Source organism: Azospirillum himalayense, assembly GCF_042657465.1.
GTDB lineage: Bacteria > Pseudomonadota > Alphaproteobacteria > Azospirillales > Azospirillaceae > Azospirillum > Azospirillum himalayense.
The window spans coordinates 18,957-32,337 of sequence record NZ_JBHSLC010000044.1; the positions used below are offsets into that span (position 1 = coordinate 18,957).

The following is a 13,381-nucleotide window of genomic DNA, read 5'->3' on the forward strand; positions in this document are numbered from 1 at the left end:
ATGTCCAGCGTTGCCGCGCCCATAGCGGCCTGATGGGCCGACCATTTCCCGGCGGCCAAATGCCCTTGATCCAAGCCCGATCCAGCCCAGCCTGCCGCCCGGACGCGCCCGCTGCATTGTCTTCTGCATTGCCGCCGCGCCTCCCCCCGTTCGAGACCTTTGACCGGAGGTATCATGCCCTTCGGGCGACTTCCGGGCTCGAACTCAGTGTCGTACTCTGTGGCACCGCTTTCCTTCCGTTGCGATGGTCACATGTCCAGGCGCATCAGCCAGAGCATCTCCCTCACCCCGGAACTCGACCGCTTCGTCCAGACTCTGGTGGCGTCCGGCCGCTACCAGACGGCCAGCGAGGTGGTGCGTGACGGGTTGCGCCTGCTTCAGGAGCGTGTTGCGCTGCCGCCGGCGTCGCTTGCCCAGCCTCCTGCCCCAAGCGGCGGCCATGATCCCTGACGCCATCGGTTCGGAGTTGGATTGGCCCAGTGGCGGCGGGAGCATGGGAGCGCTGATCCGGGCCCATGATTGGGCTGCGACGCCCCTCGGACCGAAGGCGAACTGGCCGCTGTCCTTGCGGGTTGTCGTCGACCTGATCCTCGCTTCCCCGCTCGGTATGATTGTTCTCTGGGGACCCGACCTCATCCAGATCTACAACGATTGCTACGCCGAAATCACCGCCGGCAAGCATCCCCGCGCCCTCGGCCAACCCACCCGCGAGTGTTGGCCCGAGGTTTGGGACTTCAACGGGCCGATCTACGAGGCCGTGCTCCGCGGTGAATCCCGCGGGTTCGACGACCAGAAGCTGATCCTCGAGCGCAACGGCGTCGCGGAGGAAACCTGGTTCGACCTCACCTACAGCCCGGTCCGCAACGATGCCGGGGCTATCGCGGGTGTTCTGGTGACGGTGCATGAGGTGACCAGCCGCAAGCGGACCGAACTGGCCTTGCGCGACAGCGAGAGCCGCTACCGCGCCCTGGTGGAGGCCTCTTCCTACGCCATCTACCGCATGAACATCGACTGGACGGAACTGCGGCAGCTTGACGGGCACGGCTTCCTCACCGACACGACGGACGGCAACAAGGCGTGGCTCGAGGAGTACATCCATCCGGACGATCAGCCGCAGCTTCTCGACGCCGTACGGGAAGCCATCCGGACCAAGAGCGCCTTCGATCTGGAGCATCGGGTCCGGCAGGCCGACGGATCCTTGGGATGGACGCATTCGCGGGCGGTGCCGATCCTGGATGCGGACGGCGAGGTCTGCGAGTGGTTTGGGACCGCCAGCAACATCACCTCCCGCCGGAGCACCGACGAGGCCCTGCGGCGCAGCGAGGCGCGGCTGTCCGCCCTCTTCGCCCGCGCGGCGGTCGGCCTGTCGGAGCTCACGCCGGATGGCCGCTTTCTCCGCGCGAACGACGAACTCTGCCGAATCCTGGGACGCCCGCGGGAGGAGGTCGTGGGCTTGTCCGTCACCGACGTCACTCACCCCGATGATCTCGCGGCGAGCCGCATGGCCATTGAACAGGCCTTGCGGACGGGTGAGACCGTGGCGCTCGACAAGCGCTACCGGCGGCCCGACGGGACGGACGTCTGGGCAAACAGCGGCATCACGATCGTGCCCGGCAACGACGGGGACGAGCGCCATTTCCTGGCGGTCACGGCCGATCTGACCGTCCGGCGGGAGACCGAAGCGGCCCTGCGCGAAAGCGAGGCGCGGTTCCGTCTGATGGCGGACGCCGTGCCGCAGATCGTCTGGATCACCGACGCCGAGGGACGGGTCGAGTTCTTCAATCACCAATGGGCCGACTACACCGGCGTCGCTTACGACGCTCGGACGGCGCCAACCACGGTGTCGGACGTCATCGCCGACTTCATCCATCCGGACGATGCGGCGCTGACGGCTGAACGCTTCCAAGAGGCACAGCGGGCGGGCAGCCTCTTCCTTGCCGAGCATCGTCTCCGTTCGAAGACGGGGGAGTATCGTTGGTTCCTGGTTCGCGGCCTGCCCTACCGCGACCCACACAGCGGTGCGATCGTCCGCTGGTTCGGCACCTCCACCGACATCCACGACCGCAAGCACGCCGAAGCCCTGCTGCAGCAGGCACGCGACACGGCCGAGGCGGCGAGCCGGGAGAAGTCGAACTTCCTCGCTTCGGTCAGCCATGATCTGCGCCAGCCGGTGCAGGCGGCCAACCTGTTTCTCGAGCTTCTGCGGCGACAGCCGCTCGACCCGAAGGCGCGCGAACTCCTGAAGTCGCTGTCGGACAGCATGACCAGCCTGACGGGCATGTTGAGCGGGCTGCTGGAGGTGGCGCGGCTCGACGCCGGCCTGCTCACGGTGCAGGCGCGGGTCTTCGACCTCGACGAACTGCTGACGCGTCTCTACGGCGAATTCCAGGGACCGGCGCGCGAGGCGAAGCTGTGGTTGCATGTGCCGCCGACTGCCAGATCGGTCCGGTCCGACCCGCTGCTGGTGGAGTTGGTGCTGCGCAATCTGATCTCCAACGCCGTCAAATACACCGAACAGGGCGGCGTCACAGTGGAGACGCGGGTCGAGGGCGACCAGATGGCGATCGACGTGACCGACACCGGGCGGGGCATCGCTCCGGAAGAGATGGAGCGCATTTTCGATCCCTACTACCAGATCGGAAACGCGACCCGTGAACATGCACGCGGCTTTGGCATCGGCCTCGCCACCGTAACCCGGGTCGCCGACCTGCTGGCGACCCGGGTTACGGTCCGCTCCGAACCCGGTGAAGGGTCGACCTTCAGCCTGACGCTTCCGCTGGCGGACGAGGAGGCACGGGTCCCAGCCGCCGGAGGGGAGACCCTCAACGGGACGCTGCAGGGCCGGACGGCCCTGGTGGTGGACGACGAACCGATGGTGCTGAAGGCGCTGGAGGTCACCCTGAGGAGTTGGGGCGTGTCCGTGCACACTGCCCGCACGCTGGCGCAGGCACGGACCATGCTGAAGGAGTTTGAGGCTCCACCGGACATCCTGATCGCCGATCACTCGCTGGGTGCGGGAGAGACCGGCGCGGCCATCATCAGCGAAGCCCGCCGACGCGGCACGCCGGTTACAGTTCTGGTGACCGGCGACACCTCGGCTGAACGGCTGGCCGAGGCCGGGCGGACCAGCATTCGCATGCTGCACAAGCCAATCGATCCCGCCAGACTGGAGGCATTGCTCGCGGAAGGGCTGCGGCGGCGATAACTGACACGCATGGCGGACGCCAGCCGGGGCGTTACCCCGCGACCAACTGATCTGGACCGCCGACGCCCACTGCGTGGACACGGGTGGCGCCTCGGTTATGTGGACATTCAGCGACCACAGACGGCGGGAAGCGCTGTTCTCCCGCAGGCGCCCCATCATCATCGTTGCGGGAGCGAGCACACCCCGGTCGCTGCGTCTTGGCCTCGCACGGCCGGCCTTGTGACTGAGGGCGGCAGCCGGCGCGATTGGCCGACCTCCACGCCGTCCGGCGCTTCAGGATGCACGGGGCCAGAAATCATAAGACCGCCCTATCGCAGGGATAATGAAAGCCTAATTTACTTGACGGACCGTATTGGGCAGGATTTTCGCCAGAACACACAATTTCCACAGGAGGAGACGATGGACGCAAGGACCGACGAGAGCGCTGGCCAGTGCCCGTTCAGCGGCGGAGCCCGCGGCCGCCGGAACCGCGACTGGTGGCCGGACGCCCTCGACATCGAGATGCTGCATCGGAACTCGCCGCTGTCCGACCCGATGGGCAGGGACTTCGACTATGCCAAGGAGTTCCAGACCCTCGATCTCGACGCCGTGATCAAGGATCTGCACGCCCTGATGACGGACTCGCAGGAGTGGTGGCCGGCGGACTTCGGCCACTACGGCGGGCTGATGATCCGCCTGGCGTGGCACAGCGCGGGCACGTACCGCACCACCGACGGCCGTGGCGGCGCCGGCGCCGGCCAGCAGCGCTTCGCGCCGCTCAACTCGTGGCCGGACAACGCGAACCTCGACAAGGCGCGCCGCCTGCTGTGGCCGATCAAGCAGAAGTACGGGCGGAAGATCTCCTGGGCAGACCTGATGATCCTGGCCGGCAACGTCGCCCTGGAGTCGATGGGCTTCAAGACCTTCGGCTTCGCCGGCGGACGCGCTGACGTGTGGGAGCCCGAGGAGCTCTTCTGGGGTCCCGAGGGAACATGGCTCGGCGACGAGCGCTACAGCGGCGAGCGCCAGCTCCAGGAGCCCCTCGGCGCGGTGCAGATGGGTCTCATCTATGTCAACCCGGAGGGGCCGAACGGCAAGCCCGACCCGGTCGCGGCGGCCAAGGACATCCGCGAAACGTTCTACCGCATGGCGATGAACGACGAGGAGACCGTGGCGCTGATCGCCGGCGGCCACACCTTCGGCAAGACGCACGGCGCGGGCGATCCATCCTTCATCGGCCCGGCGCCCGAGGCCGGCGCGCTCGAGGACCAGGGACTCGGCTGGAAGAGCAAGTACGGCAGGGGCTACGGGGCCGACGCCATCACCGGCGGCCCGGAGGTCATCTGGTCGCAGACTCCGACCAGATGGAGCAACCACTTCTTCGACAACCTCTTCAAGTACGAATGGGAGCTGACCAGGAGCCCGGCCGGTGCATGGCAGTGGCAGGCGAAGGACGCCGAACCGTCGGTCCCGGATCCCTTCGACCCGTCGAAGACGCGCCTGCCGACGATGCTGACGACCGACCTGTCGCTGCGCTTCGACCCAATCTACGAGAAGATCTCGCGGCGGTTCCACGAGCATCCCGACCAGTTCGCGGACGCCTTCGCCCGCGCCTGGTTCAAGCTCACCCATCGCGACATGGGTCCGGTCGCGCGCTATCTCGGCCCGCTCGTGCCGAAGGAGACGCTGATCTGGCAGGACCCGGTTCCGCCGGTCGATCACCCGCTGGTCGATGATGGCGACGTCGCCGCGCTGAAGGCGAAGATCCTCGAGTCCGGCATTCCGGTCCAGCAGCTCGTCTCGACGGCCTGGGCCTCGGCCTCGACCTTCCGCGGCTCCGACAAGCGCGGCGGCGCCAACGGCGCGCGCATCCGCCTCGCCCCGCAGAAGGACTGGGAGGTGAACGAGCCCGCGCAGCTCCGGACGGTTCTGGAGAAGCTCGAGGCGATCCAGAAGGACTTCAACGCGTCCGCCGCCGGCGGCAAGAAGGTTTCGCTCGCCGACCTGATCGTGCTCGCCGGAGGCGCCGCGATCGAAAAGGCCGCAAAGGACGCCGGGCTGGACGTGCAGGTGCCGTTCTCGCCCGGCCGCACGGATGCCTCGCAGGGGCAGACCGACGTCGACTCCTTCGCCCCGCTCGAACCGCGGGCCGACGGCTTCCGCAACTACATCAACAGCAAGAAGCAGCAGTTCATGCAGCCCGAGGAGGCCCTGGTGGACCGGGCGGCGCTGCTGCGGCTGACCGGACCGGAGATGACCGTCCTCATCGGGGGCCTGCGCGTCCTTGGCGCCAACACCGGCGGTTCCAGGCACGGTGTCTTCACCAGCCGGCCCGGGACGCTGACGAACGACTTCTTCGTCAACTTGCTCGGCATGGACACGGAGTGGCAGCCCCCGAACGCCGAGGGCGTCTACGAGGGCCGGGACCGCAGGACCGGAGCCCCCAGTTGGACGGCCACCCGCGTCGACCTGATCTTCGGCTCGCACTCCCAGCTCCGCGCGTTCGCGGAGGTCTATGCCTGCGTCGACTCCCGGGAGAAGTTCGCGAAGGACTTCGTCGCGGCCTGGACGAAGGTGATGAACGCCGACCGCTTCGACCTCGCGCGGCCACGGCAGTAGATGCGTCCGGGGGAAGCGCCGCAGGGCGCGGGCGGGCCTCGTCGCCGCGGGGCCCGCCCTTCGCGGTGCAGATCGGCGCGGAGGGGCGAATGGGCGAAGAATAAAGGAAATGCAGCTGGTGCTGGTGGCATCGTGGCTCGAAGGGCGCTCGGCACGCTGGTCTGTGCGCAATGGAATTTCCGGAAAGCCGTAGGGCCGTAACAAGGCGCGGAAAAACGAACATATTCCGGCCTCTTGTCTCCGTTGAGGCTTAAAAATGGCGCTTGCAACGTCCGTTTTGGTCGGGATGGAGCGTTTTTTGTCGCTCCGAGGCTCCCGGAGCCGCCGTTCAGGCGGACTCCGGGCGTGATTATGCCGCGGCCAGCAGCTTGGGCAGGCGGATCAGGTTGTAGGCGGCGGCGGTCAGTGTGAACATCCAACCGACACGGGCGGTGCCGCGATGACGCGTTTTGCGCAAGCCGGCTCCCTTGATCCAGCCGAAGACCTCTTCGATCCGCTTGCGAATTCGTAGGCTGACGGCGTAGCCGGGGTGACGGGTGGTCCGACCGTCGATGGCCGAGCGGCGGTTGCTGGTGTTCTGCGCGACGTGCGGGGCGGCGCCCAGGCGGCGCATGGCCGCCACCAAATCCTTGGTGTCGTAAGCCTTGTCGGCGCCCACCGTGATGCGGTGGCGACCGGGGATGGCCTCGACCATGGCCACCGCTGCCTCGCGTTCGGCCAGGCCGGTGGCCGCCGTCAGCCGGACATTCACCACCAGGGCGTTCCGGTTCTCCATCAGCGCGTGCCCCATGAAGGCCAGCTTCGCCGGCTGCCCGTTGCCCTTGCGATAGAGCCGCGCCTCGGGATCGCTGGTCGAGGCATGGGTTATTTCTCGGATGCAAATACGTTGTTGCTTCTGAGAAGACCAGTCGGAAAAAATGATCGCGCTTGGGACATGACAAGGGACGGTTTTCAGAGTTTTCAGAATGCGCTGAGGCGGTTGGCGACGATGAAGATGGCCGCGGCGGTGAGGAGCGCGAGTATGATCCGCCCCAACCTGTCCTGCCGTCGATCCAGGCGTTTGTTTGCGAGCAGCCAAGCACAGCCGTGCTCGACGACGCATCGAACCTTTCCGAGTCCCGAGCCGTGGGGCTCGCCGATCTTGCGGATGTGCGGCTGGACCCCATCGCGTAAACAGAGCCAACGGTTGTCGGCGCTGTCGTAACCCGCGTCCGCGTAGAGCCTGCCGATGGCGGCGCAGACAACCTGGGCCAGGCGCAGCAGAACATGAACCATTCATGCGCCGGCCGTATGAGTCGGAGAAGCGTGGTCGCTCGCAAATTCTGCGACCACGCTTCTCCGACGGTCCGCGTCCCTTGGGAAAGAGGGAACGCCGAAGGTCACGCGGCGTTGGCCTGTTCCATGGCGACGACTTCCAGGGACGGGCCGTCCAGTTCGAAATATTTCTTCTTGTCGGGGTCCTCGGTGCTGCATTCGATGATCAAGCGGTACTTGTAGATGCCGGGTTCCAGATCGGGACGCAGCATGCCGGCCCAGTAATAGTAGACCGGCGTCCAGGGGCTGCGCATCGCGTCCGGCCCGCCATAGACCTTCAGGTTGATGCAAAGCTGGTTGGAACGCGCGGTACCGTCGTCGTGCAGGAACACGATGTTGGAGATGCGAGCGAAGGGCGGCCATGTGCCGTCGGGACGCTTCTGCTGGTCCATGCAGTAGACCAGCCAGTTCAGCGCCTGCCCTTGCTGGCAGTAGGTACGCAGATCCGACGTACCCTTACCGGTGCTGGAGCCGCTGTTGTCCAACAGCGCGGCGTTGTTCTCCAGCGTGTCGGTGCGCACGGCCCCGGCCACGTCGATGATGGTGACGATGTTCAACTGGGTGGCCGCCAGCATGATCGCCGGATTGCGGTCGGCGCCGTGCGAGGCGTGCGTGTGCTTGGTGGTCATGCTGCGATCTCCGAGGTCTCCGCGCCCGAGCGCTGCACCCCGTTCCCGTCGATCAGGCGGGAGGTGCGGTCCGTGCTTATCGTCTTGGTCTTGGTGCCGAGTTCGAAGGTGAGGCCGTAGGACAGATCGCCCACCGGCTTCTTCACCACGCCGGTCCAATAGGAGACGTTGGTGCCGGGATAGGTGTTCTTCGTCACCTCGACGAGATCGGCCGGCACATCGACCGCGCTCAAAGCGGCATAGGCCTCGCATTCGATGGGCACCACCGACCAGATGATCTGGTCCCCCGGCGCAACGGCGGTGGCAAGGTGGCTGGTGTTCTGGTCGAGAGAACCGTACAGCCGGTTGTTGTCGAACATGAAGAGGTGCCCGGTCACCGTTTCCGTCTCCAGCACGCTGACGACGTCGATGACCAGGCGGATGGTGACCTGTCTCATAACGCGCCTCCCGCACAAATCGAGGCCGCCGGCACCATGGGCAACACGCCCGGAGCGACGCAGCCGGTGAAACCATTGACGTTCAGGGCCTGGATCACAGTGATCGAGGATGTCTGGGTGAAGGTGCGCGGCACCCACAGGACGCGGCCCTTTTCCTCCACCGGCTCGTGCAGGACGACGTCCAAAGTGTAGACGTGCTGCCCCACCTTGCTGGTGTCCACCGACGCGCTCCAGTACCAGCCCTCGGTGTAGACGTCGGGTGAGCCGTAGAGCGCCGGGTACATCACGCCCTGGTCCACAGCCGGGCCGTAGATGTTGGTGACCACCGGCGGCAGGTTGCCGGCCGCGGCGAGGTCGAACTTGTCCACCGCCTCGCCGTGGCTGTTCATCACCGTGCCATGCAGGGTCCGCTCCTCGCCGTCGCGATTGCGCACATGCAGGGACGGTGAGCGCTGGCCATTCTCGTGGTCGCCCAGCAGCTTGGCGATGGCGTTGGGCGTGCGTGCGGCCTTGATGGCGGTTAGCAGGCGGGCGTTGCTTTCCGCCGCCCGGTGGCGGTGGTGGAACGCGCGCGGCAGCGTGTTCGGCACGCCGGACACGCCGATGGTGATCCAGTTCAGCACGGCTTCCGCCGCCTGCGACCCGTCCACGTTGTGCACGCCGATGACTTGGGTGGACAGCCCGCCCGACGTGTCGCCGGGAACGGCGAAGTTCTGCGTGTTGTCCACCACGTAAGCGTTGTTGTCGAGCGTGCCTTCGATCAGCGCCGTTTCGACATCAATGACCGTGACGATGGAAATCTGCACCTTCGTCCCCTTTCAAATCGGGCCCCTTCGCATCGGGACCCTTTTTCAGATCAGACCTGTGGAGGCCGATCAGAGAGCCGCGCCGTCCCCCTGGGCCGCGGAGGCGGCCTGGGCGGAAACCTGGGCCGCCAGCTGCGGCGCATACACCAGCGACGGCCCGTCGATGATCAGCCGCCTCTTGATCGCCCCGCCGAAGGCGAGCGTCAGTCGGTAGGGATAGTCGACGCCGGGGAGCAGCCCCCAGGGCACGTAGCCTTCCCAACGCCGGGCCCAAATGGGATCCGGACGCGGCGGCGTGAAGATATGCGCCCCATCGGGCAGGCCGGCCGGATGCGGGTCGAAGGTCAGGCTGTCCAGCCAGACCGGCGTCTGCACGTCGATGGGCGCCAGCGACCAGCGCACCAGCTGGCCGGGATAGGCGGGGCTGCGCAGCTGCGGCGTCCCGCGGCCGGCGCTGGTCACCGGACTGTCGTCGTACAGGAAGACGGCCGCCTCGACCGGGCTGTCGACCAGCAAGGCGATCACGTCCACGAAGATTTGTATGTTCAAGACAGACATGGAGCCTCTCTTTGCCTGGGCATCATGGTTCGTGACGGGTGTTCGGCGGGTTGCCTCAAACGCGGTCGATGACGAGCGGCACCTTGCCCACCTCGGTGCGGACGAGGTCCGGGCCGCCGGGCTCCACCAAACGGATGCCGAAGCCGTAGCCGGAGCGACGCAGGGCGGCCTCATTGGCTTCCAGCCCGTTGAAGACGGACAGGGAGCGGATCAGCCCGGCCATGACCAGCGGCGCCGACCCTTCCGGCCCCAGACGGGACGCCACATGGGGCACCAGCGCCTGCGCGCCCGGCACGCCGATCACCAGATGCAGCTCCCGGTTGGCGCGGTTGACCTGGAACTGCAGGTCCGTGGCGACCGCCTCGATGTCCAGCACCTGGTTACGGCGGAATTCCTCGATGATCCCGGCCAGCGCCTGCGGGGCGGCGTACTGGGAATCGCCGATGTGCATGAAGTCGCCGCTGCGGCCGGCGTATTCGAACCGCAGGGCATTCAGCCCGGCGTCCTTGCGGTCGGCGCGGCGGATCACCCGGTCGCCGACCTTGTAGCGCAGGCACGGGGCGGCGTTGCCGAACAGGCGGGTGACGACCAGCTCGCCCTCTTCCCCCTCCTTCACCCCGCGGCCGTCGGCATCGACGATCTCCACCAGGTGCAGGCCGGGGACCGTGGTCAGCAACGGGCTGTCCACATCCAGCTGCAGGCCGATGGTCTCCGCCTGGGTGGCGGCGAAATAGCTGAGGATCGACAGGTTCGGGTAGGCCGCCTTCAGGTCGGCGCGCACCTTCGGCGTCAGGATGCCGCTGCCGTACAGCGCGACGCGGAAGCTCTCCCGCGCGGTCTGCGACAGGCCGTCGGCGAAGGCGGCAAGAAGCGCGATGCTCTGGGTGATGCCCATGATGGCCTTGGGGCCGGGATAGGACATCATCAGCTGGAACACGTCCTTGCTCATCGGGCCGGCGCCGATGTAGTTGACGCCGGGAATCTTCTGGAGCACGCCGCCGACCATGGTGCCGCTGCTCCACATCTGATAGTCGGCCAGAGTGGTCGCGACCCACTTGGCGCCGTCGCCCGGCAGGTGATGGGCCATCATGTGCCGGCCCATGAAGGCGCCGGCCCAGGCGTAGGTCTCCTGCAACTCGTCCAGCGGATAGACGGTCTCCGACGGCTTGCCGGAGGAGGTGCCGCCGCTCGCCACGATCTCGAATCCGCAGCGATCGATGGGCACGACCATGCCGGGGCGGGCTTCCGTGAACAGCTCGCGGAAGGTGTCCTTGTCGGTGATCGGCAGCGCCTGGAAGGCCTCGAAGCTGTCGACCGGCGCGGTGCCGGCCGCGCCGTCTATGCGGGCGCGCCACAGCGGGTTGACGCGCGCGATCTCCACCAGCTGGCACAGGCGGCGCTGCACCAGGGCGTCCTGCACATCCGACGGCATCTCGTCCACCGTGCGGCCGAGCCGCCTTTCGGCGTCCCGCAGCACCGACAGGAAGGACGGCAGCGCCAACACGTCATCGATGCTGCGGGGCTGCAAGACCGTGTCCGGCATGACCGAAAGGGCAAGCTCCTGCCCGGAAAGATTCGCATCCGCCTGCTGCGTCAGCATGTTTTTTCCACCGTCCAAATATGAGGTTTGTTGTCGTTGCGCGTGCTCTCGCCGACCCAGTCGCGGCGTATCTCGCGGGCGTGCCGGCGGATTTCGTTAATCAGGGCGTCGATGTCGAACAGGCCGATCTGATGATTCATCATCACGATCCGCAGGACTGTCGAACCGTCCAGTTCCACCTTGGAGACGAAGTAGCGCCCTTCCGCTCGGATGCGGTCGCGCAACGCCAGCTGCAAGGTGCCGAGCTGCGAATCCGGCAGTCCGGCGGGCCGGTGCACGAAGCACAGGATGTTGGATTCCGGCTGGTGCAGGACTTCGAAGTCTGGCTGAGCGGCCAAATGGTCGTGCGCCTGCCGGGTAAGATCGACCAGATAGTCCAACTTCTGTTCGAAGAAGCGCCGGCCGAACAGCGCCCAGACCAGCCACAGGTTCAGGATGGCCGGCCGCTTGGTGCATTCGAAGTTCTTGATGCCGCTCTGGAAGCGGCTCATCTCATCCTCGACGGGGTCGAAGACGTAGCTGTGCTTTTCCGGGAAGGCAGCGCTGGCCGCTTCGGGGTCGCGGTAGAACAGCAGGGTGCACAGCGCCGGCACGAACAGCGTCTTGTGCGCGTCCAGGCAGAAGGAATCGGCCAGTTCCAGCCCCTTCAGGCGCGGGCGCAGCCGATCGGAAACGAGCAGCGCGCCGTTGTGCGCGGCGTCCACGTGGAACCACGCATCGCGCTTGCGCGCCTCGGCCGCGAGTTCCTCCAGCGGGTCGATGGCGCCGACGGAGGTGGTGCCCGCAGCGCCCACAATGCAGAAAACGTCCAGTCCGCGCGCCTTGGCCTCGTCAAGGGCCGCCACGGCGCCGTCGATGTCGATCCGTCGGCGGTCGTTCAGCGGCATGCGGACCACCTGATCGACGCCGAGGCCGAGGATCCCGGCGAGCCGGCTGACCGAATAGTGCGATTCCGCGCCGAAGGCGATGGCCGGGCGGCCCCGCCCACGGCCCGTGGCCCTCACGCCGTCGGTCCAGCTGTCGCCCAGCTTGCGGTTGCGGGCCACCAGCACGGCGGTCATGTTGGCGAGCGACGCGCCGGAGGTCGTCACCATATCGAAGCGGCCAAGCTCCCAACCGAGCAGGCGGCCGAACTCCTCCGCGATGAGCTTGTCAGCGACGTTCGCCAACTGCCCGGCCTCGTAATAGGAGGCGGGCTGCGGCGCCATGGCGCTGACCATGTCAAAGACGGCCGACACCGGCACGACGGAGGAGAACTGCCGGGCCATGTAGCCCCGCGAATTCACCTTGATGCCCGTACGGATGTAGAGATCGAGGATTTCGGCGAAGCGCTTGGCGTCGAAGCTGTCTTTCGTCCCCACCATCAGCGCCCGCGCGGCAGCCAGCAAGGTGTTCGGCCTTTCCAGAACGACCCCCTGGATCTCGTCGTTTTCCAGCAGTTCGGAAAGCTTGCCAGCGGCGATATCGACCGCCGTGTTGAAGCTTTCCACGTCAAAGGCATTCATGAACTCTTCAGTGGATGAGGAGTTCACCGTGCTGATCGACAAAGGGCGAGGCCGCTTTGATAAGGAATCAGTATACTTAAGTATTATTCCCACCTCATGACGGTCCATTTGTGAAAACCATACGGCATAGAAGAGAATGACTCAAGCATATGAGACATCATGATTGCATATGTATTGAATAATATGGACGTATTCAGTATATATTACAGTATACAAACGTCATTTCGAGCTTATTAAAGAAAATGAAATTCGCATTTCGCCCCATGAGCATTCATATGCATTATTCGCCGCGAATCGCTATTCTGAAGTTTTCTTATACGATAATTATATGCATGAATAAATTTGGAACGAAGGCTGTGGACAGCATCTGCCTATATCCGCATGCTGCGATGCAACGCCCTTCGTGTATTTCGCAATCCGTCATTTCCGACGATGACGCCAGCAATGGCGTGCTTCTCTCCGAGTCATCATACGGCCGGCGCATGAATGGTTCATGTTCGGCCGACCGTATGCCCCTCTCGCACATGGCTGTGAGATGATGTGGTGGACGGGCCTTCTACCAAATGCCGGTGATCCGCGTTGACCGTCGAAGAACCACCTCATAGGAGCCGACCATGGGCGTGATGACAGTAAGCGTTACGAACGCCCCCTTCTTCCCGAACCGGGTTCCGTGATCGAGATTGCGCGCGGGCTCACGGGACGCGGAGGGTACGATGGAGGATGGCGCCA

10 protein-coding genes and 1 pseudogene are annotated in these 13,381 nt (G+C 65.7%); 3 read left to right on the top strand and 8 right to left on the bottom strand.

Features of this window, described 5'->3' with window-relative positions:
* The first annotated feature begins 252 nt into the window (after window positions 1-252).
* The 3 genes from ACFPMG_RS20555 (at window position 253) to katG (ending at window position 5,803) form a co-directional block, all read left to right on the top strand.
* Window positions 253-450, top strand: a complete 198-nt coding sequence (locus ACFPMG_RS20555; protein ID WP_376997034.1) for a type II toxin-antitoxin system ParD family antitoxin — start codon at window positions 253-255, stop codon at window positions 448-450.
* 43 nt (window positions 451-493) lie between these two features.
* Window positions 494-3,205: a PAS domain-containing hybrid sensor histidine kinase/response regulator gene (locus ACFPMG_RS20560; RefSeq protein WP_376997036.1), complete on the top strand. Its 2,712-nt coding sequence runs from the start codon at window positions 494-496 to the stop codon at window positions 3,203-3,205.
* Window positions 3,206-3,604: 399 nt separating this feature from the next.
* Complete coding sequence (katG, locus tag ACFPMG_RS20565; RefSeq protein ID WP_376997038.1) at window positions 3,605-5,803, top strand: catalase/peroxidase HPI; 2,199 nt, start codon at window positions 3,605-3,607, stop codon at window positions 5,801-5,803.
* Window positions 5,804-6,152: 349 nt separating this feature from the next.
* Here the strand turns inward: katG and ACFPMG_RS20570 are convergent.
* The 8 genes and pseudogenes from ACFPMG_RS20570 to ACFPMG_RS20605 form a co-directional block, all read right to left on the bottom strand.
* Window positions 6,153-6,668, bottom strand: a pseudogene (locus tag ACFPMG_RS20570) (transposase); the annotation flags it as partial.
* 95 nt (window positions 6,669-6,763) lie between these two features.
* Window positions 6,764-7,078, bottom strand: a complete 315-nt coding sequence (locus ACFPMG_RS20575) for a hypothetical protein (RefSeq protein ID WP_376997050.1) — start codon at window positions 7,076-7,078, stop codon at window positions 6,764-6,766.
* A gap of 104 nt (window positions 7,079-7,182) precedes the next feature.
* Window positions 7,183-7,746 carry a hypothetical protein gene (locus ACFPMG_RS20580; RefSeq protein WP_376997040.1) on the bottom strand — a complete coding sequence of 188 codons (564 nt, stop codon included), beginning with the start codon at window positions 7,744-7,746 and terminating at the stop codon, window positions 7,183-7,185.
* Entirely contained in the window at window positions 7,743-8,183 is a 441-nt protein-coding gene (locus ACFPMG_RS20585; protein WP_376997041.1) for a hypothetical protein, read from the bottom strand. Before ACFPMG_RS20585 ends, ACFPMG_RS20580 begins: the two co-directional genes overlap by 4 nt.
* Window positions 8,180-8,989: a hypothetical protein gene (locus ACFPMG_RS20590; RefSeq protein ID WP_376997043.1), complete on the bottom strand. Its 810-nt coding sequence runs from the start codon at window positions 8,987-8,989 to the stop codon at window positions 8,180-8,182. The genes ACFPMG_RS20585 and ACFPMG_RS20590 overlap by 4 nt, the downstream gene beginning before the upstream one ends.
* A gap of 69 nt (window positions 8,990-9,058) precedes the next feature.
* Window positions 9,059-9,547 (bottom strand): hypothetical protein, encoded by a 489-nt coding sequence (locus ACFPMG_RS20595; RefSeq protein ID WP_376997045.1) that lies wholly within the window; start codon window positions 9,545-9,547, stop codon window positions 9,059-9,061.
* 55 nt (window positions 9,548-9,602) lie between these two features.
* Window positions 9,603-11,147, bottom strand: coding sequence for a phenylacetate--CoA ligase family protein (locus tag ACFPMG_RS20600; protein WP_376997046.1), 1,545 nt, complete (start codon window positions 11,145-11,147; stop codon window positions 9,603-9,605).
* Window positions 11,141-12,760 carry a pyridoxal phosphate-dependent decarboxylase family protein gene (locus tag ACFPMG_RS20605; RefSeq protein WP_376997048.1) on the bottom strand — a complete coding sequence of 540 codons (1,620 nt, stop codon included), beginning with the start codon at window positions 12,758-12,760 and terminating at the stop codon, window positions 11,141-11,143. The genes ACFPMG_RS20600 and ACFPMG_RS20605 overlap by 7 nt, the downstream gene beginning before the upstream one ends.
* Window positions 12,761-13,381: the final 621 nt, after the last annotated feature.